This is a genomic window from Hominenteromicrobium mulieris, assembly GCF_046197855.1.
GTDB lineage: Bacteria > Bacillota > Clostridia > Oscillospirales > Acutalibacteraceae > Hominenteromicrobium > Hominenteromicrobium mulieris.
In genome coordinates this window covers 1,877,133-1,895,569 of record NZ_CP173188.1, presented here as the reverse complement: position 1 = coordinate 1,895,569, position 18,437 = coordinate 1,877,133, and the positions used below count along the sequence as shown (strand labels likewise).

The following is an 18,437-nucleotide window of genomic DNA, read 5'->3' as shown; positions in this document are numbered from 1 at the left end:
TCTAACTCACACTTTCGTCGTAAGGCAGAGTGTGAGTTCTTCTTTGGGACGAAATGTCCCAAAGCTCTATACAAAAGCGTCCGGGTCGTCGAGGTCGTCATAGTTGAGAATGTCCTCGTCCTCGTCTGTGATCGCCTCGTCCGGCACGGACACTTCGTACACCTCACATTCCTCGTTCATACCCGGTCGCCTGCGGCGGTCAATGAGCCTGTCGAGGTCAAAGGCGTTTTTCACTTTATCGGCCTCCGCCGTAAAGCGATAATTGGGGTGCTGTTTCAAATCGTACTTTTTGGAATAGAACGGCGGCAATCCCCGGAGCTGTAAAATGCACCGATCTCCGGGCATGGTGGCAAGCTCACTTGGGGTCATCAGCTCCCGTCCGAGCCGTTGGGTGTTCTGGCTGTAACTTTCGGACTGTCCACGGGAGCGCCCCTCAGTCTGCATCGAGATGGTGGCCTTGCCCAGCCAGTTTTCCGAAATTTCCTTGATGGTACTGGCCTCACGGCCACCGAGGAACAGCACGCTGTCCATGTTGCCGAGGATGGTTTCCGCGTTCTTGTCGTAGATGGCCTTGCATTGGGCAAGCTGCTGATACAGCAGGCACAGACTGATCTCACGGGAGCGGATGACCGCCACCAGCTTTTCCAAGTTTGGCACCTGCCCGGTGTTGGCCGCTTCGTCCCACAGCACCCGCACATGATGGGGCAGCCTGCCGCCGTGAACATTGTCCGCCCGTTCACACAGGAGATTGAACATCTGCGAAAAGGCCAGCGCCACAAGGAAATTGTAGGTACTGTCGGTATCGCTGATACAGAAAAAGGTCGCCGTCCGGCAATCTCCCATGCGGTCAAGCTCCAGCTCGTCATAGGACATGATCTCCCGAAGCTGGGGAATATCAAAGGGAGCAAGCCGCGCGCCGCAAGAGATCAAAATACTTTTGGCCGTCTTGCCGCTGCTTAGCTTGTATTTTTTATACTGCTTCACTGCAAAGCAATTCGGCTTGCGCTGTTCCAGCCCCTTGAACATATAGTCCACGGCGTTGAGAAAATCCTCGTCATCCTCCTTTACCTCCATGCCGGAGATCATGTCCACCAGCGTATTCATGTTGCGATCCTCCTCGGCTCCCTCAAAAATGATGTAGCCCAGCAGGGCGCAGTACAAAAGCGTTTCCGCTTTCGTCCAGAACGGATCGCCCTCCTTGCCGTCGCCCTTGGTGTTGGAAATGAGGGCGTTGACAAACTTTAGAATGTCGGCCTCGGTCTTGATATACGCCAGCGGGTTATAGTGCATGGATTTTGAAAAATCAATGCTGTTGAACACCTTGATTTTATAACCCCGTTTTTGCAAAAATGAGCCGACCTGCCCCAGCACACCGCCCTTGGGGTCTACCACCACATAGGAAGAATGTGCTTGCAGGAGTTGCGGCGTGAGCCAAAAGCGGGTCTTGCCGGAGCCGGACGAGCCGATCCCGCAGAAATTGAGGTTGCGGGCGTTAGCGGGATTTTTCGGACGGGTGTTCATGGTGAGCCGTTCCGTGGCGGTCAGCAGCATATTGTTTTCAAATTTAGGATCGACAAAGGGCTTGATGTCCTTTTCGTTGCCCCAGCGGGCGCTGCCGTACTCCGCATCCCGGCGGTATTTCTTGGCGTTCTTGCTTTTGAAGTAAATCAGCAGGCGGAACGCCACCGCGCCCACAATACCCACCAGCCAGTCAAAGAGGGCAAGGCCGGGGGCGAAATCGGCAAAGGCCGCGCCGACGGTCTGTCCCAAACCGATAAACTTATGGGCAAAATCGCCGCCCGCCGCCAGACGGTAGGCCGTCCCCAGCTTGAGGAACGCCCAGCCGATGAACACATAGGGAATGTTTGGCAGCACATATTTACGGAGCTTATCTGTCATGCGACACCTCCTTGATATGCTCCTTGGGCGGCTTTTCCTTGGCAAGCTGCTGTTCCGCCTGCTTCATCTGTTCGGGGATCGTGGGCTGGCGGGACTTGGCCTTATCCAGCACCTTGCGGGAATATTCCGAAAAGCAGGCGGTCATAGCGTCCGCCTGCCCGGACTTGAAGAACAGCAGGTATTTCCCCGGTTCGGTCTGATAAAAGGCATAGTCCACATTCCATTTCCGGGCTACCCGGTCAAAGAGCTTTGTGTCCCCGGACAGTTCAAGGCTGCTGGTGGATGTGCCGTGCGCCATGAGCTTTTTTACGGTCTGCTTGCCGTGAGGTGTCTGCTTTGCCCGGTGCGCCTTGGCGATCTTGCGCCCCACCGCCCGGACAACATAGGCAAGCCCCCGAGCGGTCAGCTTCGACGCCTTCACCGATATGGCAATCGTGCGCCGGGAAATATCCTCATCTACCAGCCGTCATCGCCTCCTCTCTGATAGAATTATGACCTTGGGACAAGTTGTCCCAAGGTCAGCGTTCATCATGCTCCTTTCTCGGGTGCAGGCGTTCGCCCTCCAAAGAGGAACGGTCTATGACCTCCTTGTAGGCCGCCATCTGCTCCCGGATATTCAACTTGGGGTACGTAAAAATGCGGTGTTCGGCGGGAATGTCCTCGATGCCGTGGTACACCTCCTTGAAATCGCCGCTGCGGGTCAGATAGCCCGTGGGGGCGAAGTGGCCGCCTTCATTGATCCGCATATCCCGCCCATAGGCTTCAAAATCGAAGTAGGGCAGCACATTATCCGGCACATCCAACAGCTCCATGTCCTCCACATAGATGCGCCCCAGCGTTTCATCGTCGGTCACGCCGGGGTGCAGATCGTAGCAGTCCAGATTGTGAACGAGGTTGATGATGTCCGCCACGCTGGAAGTATGGTCGCCCTTGTTGAGTACGGCCTCCAGCGTTTCGATCTCGTCGCTGTCCAGCTCGGAAATGAGGTGCGCCAGATGGTTCAGCTCGTCCAAGTTTTCATACTCGGTGAGATAGTCGTATAAGCCCATCACATCGCCGTCAAAGGCGGTGATGAAAAACTCCTCATACCGCACACCGTCCACGCCGATGTTCTTTAAGAGCGATTGCACCTCCTCTGTGGTGGCCGGAAATTTCAGCGTTTCCCCCACAAGCTGCCCCTCGGCGTATTTGCCGAGGTTGGTGATGTAGGCTTCAAATACCGTCATTTGCACCTCCTTTTGTCAGCGCCTCCGCAATCCCTGCCATGATGTACTCGGCGCAGGGCAGCGCGATGGCGTTTCCCAACGCCCGGTAGCGGTGGGAGGATAGGATTTTCTCGTCGTCCGCACCGTACCTTGTCCAGCCCTCCGGCAGCCCCATCAGCCGCTCACATTCCGTTTCCGTGGGAAAGCGGACGCAGCCCCCGGCGGGATCATCCTCATACCAAAAGGCAAAGGGCGAAATGCCGCCCGCTAACAGAGTGGGAAAAGGGTCAGTTGGCAGTCCGAAGCTGTTTCGGAACGCTGTTTCCGTCCGTTCCTTGGCGGACGCCCGCATACGGAAGCATTGAAAGGGTCGGGTAATTGGTACACGCCGCCCTGCTTCAATAAAAGAGCCTCGATCTCCGCAGGCGGCGGGCAGCCCGCGATCTCCGCCAAGTGCAGGAAGTGACTGCATTGTGCGGGGCTTAAAAAGTATTTCGTGGGAACGCCGTCCTCCAAAGTCTGCCACAAGAAAGATGCGCTGCCGTCGTGCCAGCCGGGGGCTTGCCCAATGCTGGGCGTCCATGAGCCGCCAGCAGAGGTCAGGCGTTCGCCCTCGCACCATTCCGGCTCCTGCCCATCTTCCAGAAGCAGGCATTGAAACATCGGTGTCTGTGAAAGCGGATAGGACGGCTCTAAAATCCATCCGGTCATTTGATGAAAACGCTCCCATGACGTTTTCCCAAACAGCGATTGCTGGAAATAGACCATTTGTCGCCTCCCTCATTTCACGGATAATGCGGATGGCTTGAAAGAACAGGCTGGACTTTTCTCCCGCAAGCCCCTTGCGGTTGCCGATCTGCGAAAGATTTTGACATGGTGAGCCAAAGGTGATGATATGGACGGGCGGGAGATCCCGCCCGTCCAGCTTCGTCACATCCCCCAAATGCGCCATATCGGGAAAGTGGCGTTTCGTGATGGAGATAGGGGCTTTTTCAATCTCGCTTGCCCATACCAGCTCAATGCCGCAGCGCACCGCCGCCAGCGGGAATACGCCGATCCCGTCAAACAGGCTCCCCAGCCGGAGCGCCGTCATCTTATCTGCGTCCCTGTCCCTTGACGGTCAATATGCCCTCAAGGGTGGTGGCGGTGATCCCGAGCCGCTGGGCAACGGCGATGTCATTTTTCATGGCCTCGGTGACGGTATGACCGCACACCACCAGCACATGAGAACGGCGGAGCAGGTCGCGCCCCATGTCGATGCCGCTCTTATGCTCCTCGGGAACGGCGTCATTGAGGAAAAGCGGCTGATAGAGCGTCGGACAAATAGGCGAAAAGCCCGCCTCATAGACAGCGCGGCAATACTGCGCCGCCAGCTTTGCGTTTTCGTGGTCGCTGCCGCACCATGCAGCGGTGATATATGCGAGGGGTCGTTTCATTGTAAAAACCTCCAATTCATAAACGAAAGACCTCGGGACAAAAAGTCCCAAGGTCACTTTTCAAGATCTGTTTTCTTTTCGGGCTTACCCAGCTCGGGCGGCTGCTTGGCCTTCCAGTCATCCAGCAGAGAAATGATTTTGTCCTTCATTTCCCTCGGGGACTTGTCCTTGCCGAAATACTTTTCCAGTTCCGCACTATTGATGATCACCTTGTCTACCTCCTTTTTCTCCTGCGACAGAATCCCGTCGATCACATCGCCGTTGAGTTTGCCGTCCTTGTCCAGCTCCCGCATTTTCTGTGCCTGCGACAGCGAGGGCGAGGACTGCTGCCCCTCGATGGACACGGCGATATATCTCTGATTTTTGGGACGGATGAATGATATCTCCACCGCTGGGGTGAACGCCAGCTTTTTCTCGTCCACCATTTTCTGCAAATCCGGCACAAGCTCGGTCAGGCGGATATACCGCTGCACCTGCTTGTAGTTCATGCCGTTGCGATCTCCCACGACCTGCGTAGAGCGTTTTCCGGCGTCCTTGTCCTCCTCACCGGGGCGGGAGCCTTGGTGCTTGATGGCCTCCACCTGCATTTTGAGCGACTGTGCCTTTTCTGTGGGCAAAATGCGCTCACGGTGGCGGAGGTTGTCATCCGTCATGGCGAGGATGGCTTCATCGTCCGTCATGTTGCGGACGATACACGGCATATTCGCAAATCCGGCGAGTTCGCTTGCCCGCTGGCGGCGGTGGCCTGCGATGATTTCATAGCCGCCATCCTCACGGGGACGCACCAGCGCAGGCTGATTGACGCCTGCCGCCTTAACCGACTCCACAAGTCCCTGCATCTCCGCATCGTCCCGGACACCAAAGGGATGATCTTTGAACGGGTGCAGGTCAGACAGGTTGAGATAGACGATCTCCTCTTTTTCGGCGCGGGTTGCGTCACGGGGCGCAGACGGCTCCGGCGTGGCCTCCGCCCCAGCGGGAGCGCCGCCCTTATCCACGGCAGGCTTCTCCGGGATGGGCTTGCTTTGGGACTTTTTGTCCCGAGGTTTGGACGGCTTGGTCTTATCGGGAGCGGCCTTGCCATCCTTGGACGGGCGACCTCTGCCGGGCTTGGCGGCCTTGTCCTTTTCCGTGGGCGGCTTCTGCTTGACCGCCTTTTTCTCCTCCTTGGCAGCCTCGTCACGGGCAGCGACAAAATCCACCACCTTGCCGGAATGTGCCGGGGCGGGATCGTCCTTGCCGGGAGTGGGCGGCTGCTCCTGTTCCTTTTCAGCCTTGGGGACTTCGGGCGCGGCAGGCTCCTCCACCTCGGCGTGGGTAACAGCGTCGGCGGGATCGGGCATGGCATCGCCCATTTCAAAGAGCGCCGCGTGCCCCTCGTGCTCCAGCATGACCGCCTCTGCGTCGGTCAGCACAGGCTCGGGAGCGGGCTGCTCCGGCACGGCTACATTTTCTACCGTGGGAGCGGGAGTCTCGGCGGGCTGGGCTGCCTCGGGAATGTTTTTCTTATCATCTGCCATTTGCAAACCTCCTTTTCGTGGCATGAAAAAAGCCAGTCCGCAGACTGGCCAGCAACGGGAAACCTCCTTTCAGAAAGGTGTACATTACCGCCCGTTGTCCTATTGAACGGTATTATTATTGTAGAAAATACTAGAATTTGATGCTATAATTAATGTGTTCTATGATTAGTTTTCGGAAGAAATAGAGGACTGTTGGTATGCCAAACTACAAAGAGAAAATAGCTGAATTTGAGAACAATTTTTCTACTGTCATAGATAAATCCGTTAGAGACTTGTCTATGGCCTTTGACAATTTATACCTCGACAAGAATGCTAAGGAAATTCCGCCCACTATCAAGTTAGCGGAAGCCTTGCTGTCTGGCGAGCATAATATATCGACCAAAATGCAGATTCATTATGACATTGCGAATGCATATCACGATCTCCGCATGATTGAAGGAGTATATAGCGAGCGTTACCTTGAAAAAGAATTATACCATTTGCGCTGCGCCTTAGATATGTATGAAACCAATTATTATGATGCAGACAGCGACAGTGCTGAAGTAAAAGTAGCTCAGTATATTGCCATGCGGTCATACACAAATCTCGGAAACGCTTATCGAGCATTAGGTCGCCATATTGTGGCAATAGACTGTTTTCAAGACGCTTTGCTGATTAGCAATGATTTTGCGATGGCAAGTCTCAATCTATCGTTTTTGCTGTTTAGGTGTGCACCGTTGCAAATCAAACGTTATGAGCAGAGCTACTATCATCATGCCTGCTATTACTATTATAAGCAAACAGAACGTTGCAAGATAAACCTAGAAGATCAAGATTATTTGGAAGGTTTGAAATCCAATATTTCTTTGTTCGATTCTGCATATGTTGAGAACTATTTGAACAAACCACTAGAACTTCCACTATTTGAAGTAGACAACCAAGATGAAGCCGATTATCGAAACTATTTGCTTTTATTCCGACTTTTCTTAGACCCGTGTTTGGAAATATTATCTGATCACTGCTTTGCAGTTGATAGCATCAATCTTCCCTTTGAAGCGCCATATAGTGACAGAGAAAAAGAATTCATTGGCCTGTTTAACCAAATCAAGCAAGAATATAATTGGGCCAGACTCTTATGGTATAAGACATCAACGGAAGAAGCAAACGAGCATTATTCGGATCGGGAATTGGATTTAGTTGATACGGGGGATTCTTCAGATCATTCTTTAAGAGAAAGTATGTTACGAACTGCCTTTAAGGCAGCATACTCTCTATTTGATAGGATTGGATTTTTTATCAACCAGTATTTTGAAGTGGGGCTTACAGATACAAAAGTAAGTTTCAAAAATATATGGAAAGAACAACTGATTGATGGAAATGGACAAGTGTATTTCACAATTCCCAAGCCTATCATGAATACTCATTCGGATAACCCTCTGGTTAAAGCAATGTATTGGCTCCAAAAAGATTTCTACGAAAGAAAAGAAATTAATGTTACTACCCCTCACGCAGAACGAATCTTCCAGATGAGAAACGACATAGAGCATAATTGTCTACGCACTGGAACGCAATCGCATAATACATCTTTTACAAAATATACTACCGAGGAAAAAATTGAAAATAATACATTCCGTCTCTTAAAGTTGGCAAGGGAGTTGATAATATACCTTTGCCTTGCAGTAAATTTTGATAGAGAAAAAGATAAAAGAGCATCCATGGAGGAGTAATAATGGGGGCAATCAATCCTTATCGAGAATTCGTTGCGAGTATATCCCCAACGGAATTTGAAGAACTTTGCTTGGAAATATTGAAGGGCTATGCAGAAGCTGAGCATTTATCAGACTTCTCGATCCAGCATAATGTATCTATTCCTGCTGATGATGGTACATACCAAATAGATGTCTATGCAAGGTTTATTGCCATGGGCGTTGAGTTCAAAGTCATAGCAGAGTGCAAGAGATACTCTTCTCCCGTTTCTCGTGAGAAAGTTGCTGTGTTAGCCGATAAAGTAAAAAGCCTTGGTGCACATAAAGGAATTATGATCTCCACCTGTGGCTTTCAAAGTGGAGCGTATGAATACGCCAAGAAACATGGAATAGCACTTTTGCAAGTCATTAATAGAAATGTAATGCACATTATGAATGCCGCCACTCCAGAAACAGAAGAACAGAAGCAAAAACTCCACCTTATGTTGGACTGGTATAATCGAATGCCAAAATACTACGCCAAAGAGTATGCAACAATGGATTTTCCGGACAAAACAATTTATCCTTCTCCCAAAATGCTGGAAGCGATAAGGCGGGAATTTGTTTTAGCGCATAAAGATATACTACCAAGGTAACCCCCTTTGTATCTTACATATCGGTTAACAAATAATCCTTTGGGACATTTTGTCTCAAGCCGCTTTGGCTCCTTGATCTTGGGGTTGATGTTCTCTATATCGCCTGCCACAATTAACTTTCTTCGACATGGCATAAAAAAGACCAGTCAGCAGACTGGCCAGCAGTGGGAAACCTCCTTTCTGTTTGGGATATTGGAAAACGCCCCCACAGTCTCCTCGGACAGTGCAATTCTCAAAACGTAATTTTCTGTCGCTTTTTGCAATAGCGTATGATATAATAATAGCGCAAAATTAAATGGGAGGTGTATCTATGAGCGTAATTAACGACTCCAAGGATTATTTTTATCTTGGATTACAAAATAAAAAGGAACAGATTGACCTGCTATGGCCAGGCGTTGAAAACCTTGAAAGCACACAGTTTTATGAGCTGTGCCAGAAGTATTCTGACATAGCGCTTAATGCAATCAAACAGAGAATTCCGGGGACTTGTGATGTGCAAGGGTGTTTTCAGTTTACAGACATCGAGGCCGCAAAGCGTGCAACAAAAGACTATGTCATGGGTTGGAGAATTAAAGATATTGATGCTCTTTTGTCCTTGATTCACGAGTTTCACTCATACGCTGTTGCATGGGATGACAAGAGAACAACGAGCGGGAGCGTACTACCCGAAAACTATGACTATCAATCTATGTATGCTGGGAAATATTATAATTTCAAAGAATTACCTGATGATATTTGGGAGCAAATCGCACGCGAAGTCAAAGAATATATATGTGCTTAAAGCCAAGCTTTCTTATGGTGGAGAAGCCCGCGTATTGAAGCGCTCTTTTGACCCGGTTTAGGGGGTATGTAACCGCACTAACCGGGAGAGCGCTTGAATGGCATTCAAGAGGTCAACGGTTCGATCCCGTCCGTCTCCACCAAAGTCCTGATTTTCTTCGGAAAGTCAGGAATTTTTGCTATATGCGGAACTTTTGAAAAAACCGAGGAGATCGAAACAGGGCATACCGCATTAAAGATGAAATGCTTTTTCGGTATGCCCTTGATTTTTTTTGAATGGCGCGCTATAATAGATTTGAGGGTTAGAACAAACTAACTTTTTGCGCGATGAAACGGAGTCGTTAAGGCTGAAAAGAGCAAAGCGTTTAAAATGGCATTCACACCGTTCACCCAAGCGCAACGTCTAAGATCATCATAGCGGTAAAGCCCACGGCAAAAAACACCGTGCCGATGTTGGAGTGCGTGCCCTGTGACATTTCGGGGATAAGCTCCTCTACGACGACGTACAGCATTGTTCCGGCGGCGAAGCTCAAAAGGTACGGCAGCGCCGGCACAACGAGCCGGGCAGCCAAAACGGTCAGCACGGCACCGATGGGTTCCACCGCGCCGGAAAGCACGCCGTCCAAAAACGCACGCGATTTTTTCATGCCTTCAGCGTGCAACGGCATGGAGATGATGGCGCCTTCGGGGAAATTTTGAATGGCAATGCCGAGCGAAAGTGCAAGTGCGCCTGCGGCGGTGATCTGTGCGCTGCCGGAAAGGTACCCGGCGTACACCACGCCTACGGCCATACCCTCCGGAATATTGTGCAGCGTGACGGCAAGCATCATCATTGTGGTGCGGTGCAGTCGGCTTTTCGGGCCTTCCGCCTGTTCGCTGCTGCGGTGCAGGTGGGGGATGGTGTGGTCAAGCAAAAGCAGGAACAAAACGCCTGCCCAAAATCCGATCGCTGCCGGCAGAAACGAGAGCTTGCCGAGCGCTGCGGATTGCTCTATGGCGGGGATCAATAAGCTCCATACCGAAGCCGCCACCATCACACCTGCCGCAAAGCCGGTCAGGCTGCGCTGTACGCGATCGCTGAGCGATTTTTTCATGAAGAACACGCACGCTGCGCCGAGCGAGGTGCCAAGAAACGGAATCAATATGCCGTAAAATGTTTCCATATGTATCCTCCGTATACAGTGAAATCGAATAAGTTAGTTTTAGCTAACTTTCGAATATAGCATACATGAAATTAAAGAAGAAGTCAACCGTGAACCGAGAAATTCTGTTTTGGCGCATAAAAGATCACTAGCAAGAAAATAGGGCGAAAAGACCAAATAGAGCGAAAATTTCACTTTTATTTTTGAATTTGAGTTAGAAGTTGCTAACTTTTAAATAATGCCGCACGCGGGCAACGGCCTCTTTTCCCGCAGTCAGAACATAATGTTAGGGGGCGCGTATCATGCGTGACGCGATACAACAAGAAGAGCAAAACACGATGCTGCTTGCGGAAAGTGACGGCTGTGCCGTGTGGCAGCTGCGCAACGAGACGGGCGAGGGCACTGTGACATGCTATACCATTTTTCCGGGTGTGGAGCTTCGGTTTCGAGATCTGCACATGACGCACTGCGTATGCGGAAAGACCGACGACCGTGTGCGGCTCACGATCGAACACTGCCGCGAAGGGCGCATGGCCTACGCGTTGGGAGAAGGCGCTTTTTCCTATGTGAGCGCCGGTGAGATGAAGCTTGAAAACGGCGCGTCATGCTCGCAGAAGCTCGACTTGCCCTCCGGCCATTACCATGGACTCGTGGTCACGCTCGACCCGGAGCAGGCCTCGCGTTCCCTGCCGAACGTCATGGCGGGCTTTTCCGTTACCCCGGCGGCGATTTTGCGCCGCTTTGCGCTGAACGAAATGCCTAAGGTCATTGCGTGCACGGAGCGAGTCGCGCACATCTTTGAGGAAATGTACCGCGTGCCGGAAAAAGCACGTATTTCCTATTTTCAAATCAAAATACTGGAGCTGCTGCTCGCGCTCGACAGCATGACGCCGCCGAAGAAAAACGCGGCGCATCCGTACTTTTATAAGACGCAGCTTGAAAAAACCAAGGCCGTGCGCGATTTTCTCGCCGAGCATATCTCCGAAAACTTCACGCAGGAAGAGCTTTCCGCACGATTCGATTTTGCGCTGACGCCGATGAAGACTTGCTTTAAGACAGCGTACGGCACATCCATCGGCGCGTGGCTCACCGATTACCGCATGAATTACGCGGCGGAAATTTTGTTGCGTGAAAAACGCCGGAACATTGCCGAGATTGCCGCACAGGTCGGATACGACAGCGCCAGTAAGTTTGCGGCGGCATTCAAAAAAGTAAAGCACATGACGCCCGCTGAATACCGCAGCGCGTTGCGATAAATCCAAAATAAAGCAATGAAGTTCCAATATAACGGTGCTTCAGTGCTTTTAGAATCTCAGAAAAGTTTCACTTGTAACCTTTTCCTTTGTGTGGTAGAATAACGGTAAAATCAAAACGACTTCGAAAAACATAAAGGAGTGTGCCCGTATGGATGCTTTGCAAAACCTTTTTAATCGCAGAAGCGTGCGGGATTTCACCGCACAGCCCATTGAAGAAGAGAAGCTGCACCGGATTTTAGAGGCCGGCATGAGTGGCCCTTGCTGCGTGAATGCGCGCGATTGGTCGTTCATCGTCGTCACCGACCGCGAAAAGCTGCTTGAAATGGCAGAGGCGAACGGTAGACCGGCACAGCCGCTGAAAAAGGCTGCGGCCGCCATTCTGATCTGCGGCGATCTCGAGCGTGCATTCCCACCCGCGAAGGACTATTGGATCATCGACGGCGCCATTGCCGTGCAGAATATGACGCTTTGCGCCGATGCACTCGGCCTCGGCTCTGTGTGGCTCGGCACATGGCCGCAGATGGACCGTGTTGAAAAGCAAGCCGCACTGTTTAACCTGCCGGAGACTATCGTGCCGCATTCCGCTCTTGCACTCGGCTATCCCGCGAAAGAGAATAAAGAACCGCGTGAAAGCCGCTACGAAGAAAACCGCGTGCATTTTGAAAAGTGGTAAAAACGAAGGACGTTGCCCCGGTGGGCAGCGTCCTTTTCTCATGCTTTGTTGTGCAGTGTGCCGAGTTGATAAAACGCCACGGCGCTTGCGGCGGCAACGTTCAGCGAGTCCACACCGTGCGACATGGGAATCTTCACTGTGTAGTCGCAATGCTCGATCGTCGTGTTTGCAAGGCCGTCACCTTCGGTGCCAAGCACAACGGCGAGCTTCGGCTCTTTCTCCAAATGCGGGTCAGAGAGGGGAAGCGTGTCGTCGCGCAGCGCCATGGCGGCCGTCTTAAAGCCGAGACCGTGCAGCGTATCCTGCCACGAAACGTCTTCGGGCAGATACGTCCACGGCACCTGAAATACCGTGCCCATGCTCACGCGGCTCGCGCGGCGATACAGCGGGTCGCTGCCGGCGGCGGTCAGCAAAACCGCGTCCATGCCGAGCGCCGCCGCACTGCGGAAGATTGCGCCGATGTTTGTGGGGTTCATCACATTTTCGAGCACGGCAATGCGGCGCGCATTTGTGCAAACTTCCGCAACACTTTTCAAAGCCGGGCGGCGCATCGCACACAGCATGCCGCGGGTCAGCTTAAAGCCCGTCAGTTGTGTTAAAACGTCCAGCTCCGCCGTGTAAACGGGAATGTCTTCGGGGCAGCGAGATAGAATTTCTGCAGCCTTGCCCTCCACATGCTTCGTTTCCATTAAAAAAGAGAGCGGCACGCAACCGCCGTCTAAGGCGCGGCCGATAACGAGCGGGCTTTCCGCAATGAACATTGCGTTTGCGGGGTCGGCGCGGTTGACAAGCTGGTTTTCCGTAAGCCGCGCAAAAACGTCCAGCTCCGGCGCGGAAAAAGACGTGATGGGAATGATATTTGCCATAAAAACACACTTTCAACTATTTAATATTGAAGATATCTAAGCTAAAGTAAAGCGAACGCACAAAGTTTTGCGCAAGCTTTTTCAAGAAGCTTAAACCGAACGCACGCGTTCGGTGGACTGTTTTGCTCGGGAAACCCAATTAGGGGGTTCCCGAACGATGAGTAGAGCGAGGCGTTAAAAAGCTGCAAAGCGCAAACCCGCCCCATATTCCCAAATATTTTATCACACCGCAAAGCAGAAAATCAAGTAGATAGGGTAGGAAGAACGCCGCTTATAAAGAAAACCGCTCAAAAACGTAAAATTTTCATGAAATATCATTGACAAAGTATACAACAAAGAGTAAAATACCCAGTGTATGAGGCGTTTACAGTTTATTCACAACGTCTCAAAATATTTCAGATCATCTGCGGCAGATCGCAGATACAGGAGGAAACACACATGAAAAAGGTATTGAGCATTGTTCTGGCGCTCGCGCTTCTCTGCGTCACCTTCGCAGCATGCGCAGGCAACGGAACCTCTTCCACAAGCTCTGCCTCTGAGGAATCCAGTGCTGTCAGCTCTGAATCCTCTGCAGAAGCATCCGAGTCTTCCGCGTCTTCCGAGGAAAGCACTTCCACGGAAAAGACCAAGATCGGCATCCTTGCACCGGCTGTTACCCACGGTTGGGTCGCAGGCGTTGCATATTACGCTGAGCAGCGCTGCAAAGAGCTGAGCGACACTGTCGACTACAAGCTCTACACCAGCAACAACGCTGAGGAAATGACTTCTCAGATCGATGACCTCAAGTCTTGGGGCGCAGAAGCTATCGTTGCTTTCCCGCAGTGGGAAGGCATGGAAGTGCCGATTCAGGAAGCAATCGATGAGGGCATCGTTGTTGTAAACTTCGATATCGAGATCGCAGCGGACGGCGTTTACCGTGTATCCGGCGATAACGAATCCATGGGCGTTGAAGGCGCTAAGTACATTGTCGATAAAATCGGCACCACCGGCAAAGTCGTCGTTCTCGACGTTCCGACCTCCGGTTCCGTTGCAGAGCTCCGTAAGAAGGGCTTCATGGATACCATCAAGGAGATTGCGCCGGATATGGAGATTGTTGAGTATGCTACGCAGTTCACCCGTGAAGCCGGTCAGGCTGACTTCGCCGACATCCTCACCAGCAACGATCACATCGACGCTGTTTACTCCATGGACGACGAGACTTCCATCGGTGTTCTGCAGGCTATTTCCGAAGCAAACCGTGACGACATTAAGGTCATCACCGGTGGCGGCGGCTGCCAGGAGTACTTCAACATGATGAAGGAAAACGAGAACATTTGGATTGAGTCTTCTCTTTACAGCCCGCTGATGGTCAAGGACGCTGTTGATATGGCACTTGACGTTCTCGCAGGCAAGGACGTAGAGCCGGTCAAGATTATCTCGACGACAGTTGTTGACAGAGACAATGTTGACGAGTACCTCGACCCGGAGAACACCGTTTACTAATTTAAAAGTTCTGCAAAGGGGCTGTTGCGCAAGCAGCAGCCTTTTTTGTTAAAAGGGGATAGCCGTCTTCTATGGGCGGCAGATCTCCTATTTGTACGCCATACAGAAAGGAAAGTGTATGTATGACACTTGAAATGAAGGGGATCTACAAATCCTTCGGTGCAAACGATGTTCTGCGGGACGTTTCGTTTACCTTAAACGGCGGCGAGATCTGCGCGCTGCTCGGTGAAAACGGCGCCGGAAAATCTACCCTGATGAATATTCTCGGCGGCGTCCATCATGCGGATCAGGGTCAGATCCTATTGGACGGCAAGCGTGTTGCGTTTCAAACGCCGGCGGATTCCCTGAAGCATGGCATTGCTTTTATCCATCAGGAATTAAACCTTGTAAATGATCTTGCCATTTACGAGAATATGTTTATCGGCCACGAGCTGCGGAAGAAGAACCGTTTTCTGGATTCCGCCGCGATGATTGTGAAAACGAACGAAGTTTTCAAAAAAATGGACCTTGACCTCGACCCGCGTATCATGGTGCGCGACCTCGATGCTTCCTATAAGCAGATTGTCGAGATTGCCCGCGCACTTTTGATGGAGGCTTCCATCATCATCATGGACGAGCCGACCACTTCGCTTACGGAGCCGGAAATTCGCCGTGTGTTCGATATGATGAATACGCTGAGAAAGAGCGGCGTAGGCATTGTGTTCATTTCTCATAAGCTGCGCGAGGTCATGGAGATCTGCACACGCTACACAGTGCTGCGAGACGGCAATATGGTTTCCTCCGGCCTTGTCTCGGAGACCTCTGTCGATATGCTGGCGCGCGACATGGTCGGCCACGATGTGCGCACACAGTCGCTCCGCCGTGAGAAAAAGATTGGTAATGTTATTTTAAGAGGCAAGGGTATGACGTTGGAGCCGCATTTCAGAAACGTCAGCTTTGAAGTGCATGCCGGCGAGGTGCTCGGTTTCACGGGCCTTTTGGGCGACGGCAGAAGTGAGCTGTTTCAGGCGGTTTTCGGCGCAATACACGGGGCTTCCGGTACGGTAGAAGTCGAGGGCAAGTCCGTGCATATCCGCACTACGGGGCAGGCGCTCAAGGCCGGCGTCGGCTATGTGCCGCGCAACCGCAAGGAAAACGGCATCATCAAGGATATGAGTATTCTTGAAAACGGCACGGTCGTCACATGGCCCAGAGACAGCAAGATGGGCTTTTTGCACTCGAAGAAGATTGAAAAGGATTTTGATGATTTCGAAAAAGAGCTGCACATCAAGCTCGGCTCCGCAAAAGATCTCATCGGCAGCCTTTCCGGCGGCAACCAGCAGAAGGTGGTGCTGGCAAAGTGGCTGGATGCAAACCCAAAGGTGCTTGTGTTCGATAACCCCACACAGGGCGTGGACGTAGGTGCTAAGGAGGAAATCTACGATATTATCCTGAAGCTCGCAGAGGCGGGCGTCGCCGTCATTGTACTTTCCAGCGAGGCCCAGGAGATTATCCGCGTGTGCGACCGCACCGTCGTGATGTTCCACGGCAGCGTGCAGGGCGAGCTTGTCGGCGATGAAATGAATGAGCAGGCCATCATGCGCCTTGCAACAGGGGGACAGGTATAATGAACGAAAAAACAAACAAAAAGGGCTTTGGCGCATGGTTCCGCGATAATTGGAAGAATAATGCGCTGTTTTCCACAGGCATTGCACTGATCGTCATGGTTATTCTGCAGACGCTCGCGCTCGGCTTTGACTATGCAAGCTTCGGCGAATGGTTCGGCGCATGGATTAACAACTGGATGAACATTCTCCGTAACAACTCCAGCGTCGGTATTATCGCGCTCGGCATGACGTTCGTCATCATCTCCGGCGGCATTGATCTTGCCGTCGGCTCCACGCTCGTCGCGGTCGGCGCCATTACCATGACGCTTATCGACGCCGCAAACGGCGGCTGGCTCGGCGCGATCGGCCTTACCGGCGCACCTGCGTACATAGTTGCCATTCTGATCTCCGTCGCGGCCGGCATCATTTTCGGCGGCCTCAACGGCCTCATGGTCACTGCGGGCAAGATTCCGCCGTTCATCGCAACGCTCGGTGCCATGAAGATTCTGCGCAGCGTGACGCAGCAGTTCATGCAGTCCAGTTCGCCGAAGGTTCCGACGGGTTTTCAGCAGATCGCCCGTGTGAAGGTCGGCGGCCAGATGTTTATGCCGATCCTCTATTGGCTCCTCATCGCGCTCGTGCTGTACATCGTCTCTAAGAAGACCGTGTTCGGCCGCCACGTGTTCGCGGTCGGTTCCAACGAGAAGACGTCCCGTCTTTCCGGCATCAACGTCAATCGTGTAAAGCTCGGCGTATATGCGCTGATGGGCGCGGTTGTCGCTATCGCGGCCGTATTGCAGGTCTCCCGCATCGGCGCTATGGACCCGGCAAACGCCGGCAGCGGTTATGAGCTCGATTCCATCGCGGCGGTCATCGTCGGCGGCACCAGCATGTCCGGCGGCAAGGGCTCCGTTGTGGGTACTGTATTCGGTATGCTCATCATCGCCGTTATGAACAACCTCCTCAATCTCCTCGGCGTTCCGCCGTTCCTGCGCGAAGCCTTCAAGGGCGCAATCATCATCGCCGCCGTCCTGCTCCAGCGCAAGTCTTCCGATAACTGAACATAAACGGTATTTTGTAAGACCTTGTCGTAAGAAATCGCGAAAAGGTCTTACTTTTTTTTGTAAAATAACGCGAAACAGCCCGATATTTTCAAATAGGGTTGATTTTTTGCGCTGCATATTCTATAATATACAAAGAAATAAAAATCCTTTCATGGATCATGGAGGCTGAATTTATGTTAGTATCTGCAAAGGAAATGCTGGACAAGGCTAAGGCAGGCAAATACGCTGTCGGTCAGTTCAACATCAATAACCTCGAATGGACAAAGGCTATCCTGCTCACGGCTCAGGAGAACAACTCCCCGGTCATCCTCGGTGTTTCCGAGGGCGCAGGCAAGTACATGTGCGGCTACAACACCGTAGTTGGCATGGTAAACGGCATGCTGGAGACCCTGAAGATCACGGTTCCGGTTGCTCTGCACCTCGACCACGGCTCCTACGAAGGCGCTAAGGCTTGCATCGAAGCGGGCTTCTCTTCCATCATGTTCGACGGTTCCCACTATCCGATCGAAGAGAACATCGCAAAGACCACCGAGCTCATCGGCATCGCTCATGCAAAGGGCATCTCTGTTGAGGCTGAGGTCGGCGCAATCGGCGGCGAGGAAGACGGCGTTATCGGCGGCGGCGAAGTTGCAGACCCGAAGGAATGCAAAATGATTGCTGACCTCGGCGTCGACATGCTCGCAGCAGGCATCGGCAACATCCACGGCAAGTACCCGGCAAACTGGAAGGGCCTGAACTTCGACGTTCTCGCTGAGATTCAGAAGCTCACCGGCACTATGCCGCTCGTTCTCCATGGCGGTACGGGCATCCCGGCCGACATGATCAAGGAAGCAATCTCCCTTGGCGTTTCCAAAATCAACGTCAACACCGAGTGCCAGCTCTCCTTCGCAGATGCTACGAGAAAGTACATCGAAGCAGGCAAGGATCTCGAGGGCAAGGGCTTCGACCCGAGAAAGCTCCTCGCTCCGGGCTTTGAGGCGATTAAGGCTACCGTTAAGGAAAAGATGGAGCTCTTCGGTTCCATCGACAAGGCTTAATTTCAACTTAAATCGAATTACAGAGAACGCTCCTATGACTGGGGCGTTCTTTTTTTTGCCCGAATATATGCCGGAAAAGAAAAGCAAAATTTTCCTTACAACTTTATTAAAATTGCGGCCCTTGCAGCTTTCCGACAGTTTCTTCGCGCTTTCGGGTGCGTACACACCTTG

At 52.1% G+C, this 18,437-nt stretch carries 17 protein-coding genes; 9 read left to right on the top strand and 8 right to left on the bottom strand.

Features of this window, described 5'->3' with window-relative positions:
• Window positions 1-66: 66 nt before the first annotated feature.
• From ACI0CA_RS09215 to ACI0CA_RS09190, 6 genes are all read right to left on the bottom strand, one after another.
• Window positions 67-1,899: a VirD4-like conjugal transfer protein, CD1115 family gene (locus ACI0CA_RS09215; RefSeq protein ID WP_446806916.1), complete on the bottom strand. Its 1,833-nt coding sequence runs from the start codon at window positions 1,897-1,899 to the stop codon at window positions 67-69.
• Window positions 1,889-2,320: a PcfB family protein gene (locus ACI0CA_RS09210; RefSeq protein WP_118645461.1), complete on the bottom strand. Its 432-nt coding sequence runs from the start codon at window positions 2,318-2,320 to the stop codon at window positions 1,889-1,891. The genes ACI0CA_RS09215 and ACI0CA_RS09210 overlap by 11 nt, the downstream gene beginning before the upstream one ends.
• 97 nt (window positions 2,321-2,417) lie before the next feature.
• A complete protein-coding gene (locus ACI0CA_RS09205) occupies window positions 2,418-3,125 on the bottom strand; it encodes an antirestriction protein ArdA (protein ID WP_308449727.1) in 708 nt (235 codons plus the stop codon).
• On the bottom strand, window positions 3,112-4,197 hold the full coding sequence (locus ACI0CA_RS09200; RefSeq protein WP_308449728.1) for a DNA cytosine methyltransferase: 1,086 nt from the start codon (window positions 4,195-4,197) through the stop codon (window positions 3,112-3,114). Before ACI0CA_RS09200 ends, ACI0CA_RS09205 begins: the two co-directional genes overlap by 14 nt.
• A gap of 1 nt (window position 4,198) precedes the next feature.
• A complete protein-coding gene (locus tag ACI0CA_RS09195; protein ID WP_308449729.1) occupies window positions 4,199-4,540 on the bottom strand; it encodes a DUF7768 domain-containing protein in 342 nt (113 codons plus the stop codon).
• Between the two features lie 53 nt (window positions 4,541-4,593).
• Window positions 4,594-6,060 carry a ParB/RepB/Spo0J family partition protein gene (locus ACI0CA_RS09190; RefSeq protein WP_308449730.1) on the bottom strand — a complete coding sequence of 489 codons (1,467 nt, stop codon included), beginning with the start codon at window positions 6,058-6,060 and terminating at the stop codon, window positions 4,594-4,596.
• Between the two features lie 197 nt (window positions 6,061-6,257).
• Between ACI0CA_RS09190 and ACI0CA_RS09185 the strand changes: the two genes are divergently transcribed.
• The 3 genes from ACI0CA_RS09185 to ACI0CA_RS09175 all read left to right on the top strand — a co-directional run bounded on the left by ACI0CA_RS09185 (window position 6,258) and on the right by ACI0CA_RS09175 (window position 9,161).
• Window positions 6,258-7,766, top strand: a complete 1,509-nt coding sequence (locus ACI0CA_RS09185) for an LA2681 family HEPN domain-containing protein (RefSeq protein ID WP_308449731.1) — start codon at window positions 6,258-6,260, stop codon at window positions 7,764-7,766.
• 2 nt (window positions 7,767-7,768) lie between these two features.
• On the top strand, window positions 7,769-8,380 hold the full coding sequence (locus ACI0CA_RS09180; RefSeq protein ID WP_213543446.1) for a restriction endonuclease: 612 nt from the start codon (window positions 7,769-7,771) through the stop codon (window positions 8,378-8,380).
• Window positions 8,381-8,690: 310 nt separating this feature from the next.
• Window positions 8,691-9,161, top strand: coding sequence for a hypothetical protein (locus ACI0CA_RS09175; RefSeq protein ID WP_308449732.1), 471 nt, complete (start codon window positions 8,691-8,693; stop codon window positions 9,159-9,161).
• 385 nt (window positions 9,162-9,546) lie between these two features.
• On the opposite strand, the gene ACI0CA_RS09170 is transcribed toward ACI0CA_RS09175, so the two are convergent.
• Window positions 9,547-10,323, bottom strand: a complete 777-nt coding sequence (locus ACI0CA_RS09170) for a ZIP family metal transporter (RefSeq protein ID WP_446806917.1) — start codon at window positions 10,321-10,323, stop codon at window positions 9,547-9,549.
• A gap of 281 nt (window positions 10,324-10,604) precedes the next feature.
• Here ACI0CA_RS09170 and ACI0CA_RS09165 point away from each other — a divergent pair, with 281 nt between their 5' ends.
• Together ACI0CA_RS09165 and ACI0CA_RS09160 are read left to right on the top strand one after the other, a co-directional pair.
• The gene (locus ACI0CA_RS09165) at window positions 10,605-11,558 is read left to right on the top strand and encodes a helix-turn-helix domain-containing protein (protein ID WP_446806918.1); all 954 of its coding nucleotides are present in this window, start codon (window positions 10,605-10,607) and stop codon (window positions 11,556-11,558) included.
• 148 nt (window positions 11,559-11,706) lie between these two features.
• Window positions 11,707-12,231 carry a nitroreductase family protein gene (locus ACI0CA_RS09160; RefSeq protein ID WP_308449734.1) on the top strand — a complete coding sequence of 175 codons (525 nt, stop codon included), beginning with the start codon at window positions 11,707-11,709 and terminating at the stop codon, window positions 12,229-12,231.
• Window positions 12,232-12,269: 38 nt separating this feature from the next.
• On the opposite strand, the gene ACI0CA_RS09155 is transcribed toward ACI0CA_RS09160, so the two are convergent.
• Window positions 12,270-13,097: a TrmH family RNA methyltransferase gene (locus tag ACI0CA_RS09155; protein WP_446806919.1), complete on the bottom strand. Its 828-nt coding sequence runs from the start codon at window positions 13,095-13,097 to the stop codon at window positions 12,270-12,272.
• 438 nt (window positions 13,098-13,535) lie between these two features.
• Between ACI0CA_RS09155 and ACI0CA_RS09150 the strand changes: the two genes are divergently transcribed.
• From ACI0CA_RS09150 to fba, 4 genes are all read left to right on the top strand, one after another.
• Entirely contained in the window at window positions 13,536-14,579 is a 1,044-nt protein-coding gene (locus ACI0CA_RS09150; protein WP_176820500.1) for a substrate-binding domain-containing protein, read from the top strand.
• Between the two features lie 122 nt (window positions 14,580-14,701).
• Entirely contained in the window at window positions 14,702-16,186 is a 1,485-nt protein-coding gene (locus tag ACI0CA_RS09145) for a sugar ABC transporter ATP-binding protein (protein ID WP_446806920.1), read from the top strand.
• Window positions 16,186-17,226, top strand: coding sequence for an ABC transporter permease (locus ACI0CA_RS09140; RefSeq protein WP_412379402.1), 1,041 nt, complete (start codon window positions 16,186-16,188; stop codon window positions 17,224-17,226). The genes ACI0CA_RS09145 and ACI0CA_RS09140 overlap by 1 nt, the downstream gene beginning before the upstream one ends.
• A 176-nt stretch (window positions 17,227-17,402) precedes the next feature.
• The gene (fba, locus tag ACI0CA_RS09135) at window positions 17,403-18,266 is read left to right on the top strand and encodes a class II fructose-1,6-bisphosphate aldolase (protein WP_176820503.1); all 864 of its coding nucleotides are present in this window, start codon (window positions 17,403-17,405) and stop codon (window positions 18,264-18,266) included.
• Window positions 18,267-18,437 lie beyond the last annotated feature (171 nt).

Bases quoted from the DNA above. Each gene is read 5' to 3' on its own strand.
- ACI0CA_RS09180 (WP_213543446.1), top strand. From the start codon at position 7,769: ATGGGGGCAATCAATCCTTATCGAGAATTCGTTGCGAGTATATCCCCA.
- ACI0CA_RS09165 (WP_446806918.1), top strand. From the start codon at position 10,605: ATGCGTGACGCGATACAACAAGAAGAGCAAAACACGATGCTGCTTGCG.
- ACI0CA_RS09200 (WP_308449728.1), bottom strand. From the start codon at position 4,197: ATGACGGCGCTCCGGCTGGGGAGCCTGTTTGACGGGATCGGCGTATTC.
- ACI0CA_RS09205 (WP_308449727.1), bottom strand. From the start codon at position 3,125: ATGACGGTATTTGAAGCCTACATCACCAACCTCGGCAAATACGCCGAG.
- ACI0CA_RS09155 (WP_446806919.1), bottom strand. From the start codon at position 13,097: ATGGCAAATATCATTCCCATCACGTCTTTTTCCGCGCCGGAGCTGGAC.
- ACI0CA_RS09190 (WP_308449730.1), bottom strand. From the start codon at position 6,060: ATGGCAGATGATAAGAAAAACATTCCCGAGGCAGCCCAGCCCGCCGAG.
- ACI0CA_RS09150 (WP_176820500.1), top strand. From the start codon at position 13,536: ATGAAAAAGGTATTGAGCATTGTTCTGGCGCTCGCGCTTCTCTGCGTC.
- fba (WP_176820503.1), top strand. From the start codon at position 17,403: ATGTTAGTATCTGCAAAGGAAATGCTGGACAAGGCTAAGGCAGGCAAA.
- ACI0CA_RS09185 (WP_308449731.1), top strand. From the start codon at position 6,258: ATGCCAAACTACAAAGAGAAAATAGCTGAATTTGAGAACAATTTTTCT.
- ACI0CA_RS09175 (WP_308449732.1), top strand. From the start codon at position 8,691: ATGAGCGTAATTAACGACTCCAAGGATTATTTTTATCTTGGATTACAA.
- ACI0CA_RS09215 (WP_446806916.1), bottom strand. From the start codon at position 1,899: ATGACAGATAAGCTCCGTAAATATGTGCTGCCAAACATTCCCTATGTG.
- ACI0CA_RS09145 (WP_446806920.1), top strand. From the start codon at position 14,702: ATGACACTTGAAATGAAGGGGATCTACAAATCCTTCGGTGCAAACGAT.
- ACI0CA_RS09140 (WP_412379402.1), top strand. From the start codon at position 16,186: ATGAACGAAAAAACAAACAAAAAGGGCTTTGGCGCATGGTTCCGCGAT.
- ACI0CA_RS09195 (WP_308449729.1), bottom strand. From the start codon at position 4,540: ATGAAACGACCCCTCGCATATATCACCGCTGCATGGTGCGGCAGCGAC.
- ACI0CA_RS09160 (WP_308449734.1), top strand. From the start codon at position 11,707: ATGGATGCTTTGCAAAACCTTTTTAATCGCAGAAGCGTGCGGGATTTC.
- ACI0CA_RS09170 (WP_446806917.1), bottom strand. From the start codon at position 10,323: ATGGAAACATTTTACGGCATATTGATTCCGTTTCTTGGCACCTCGCTC.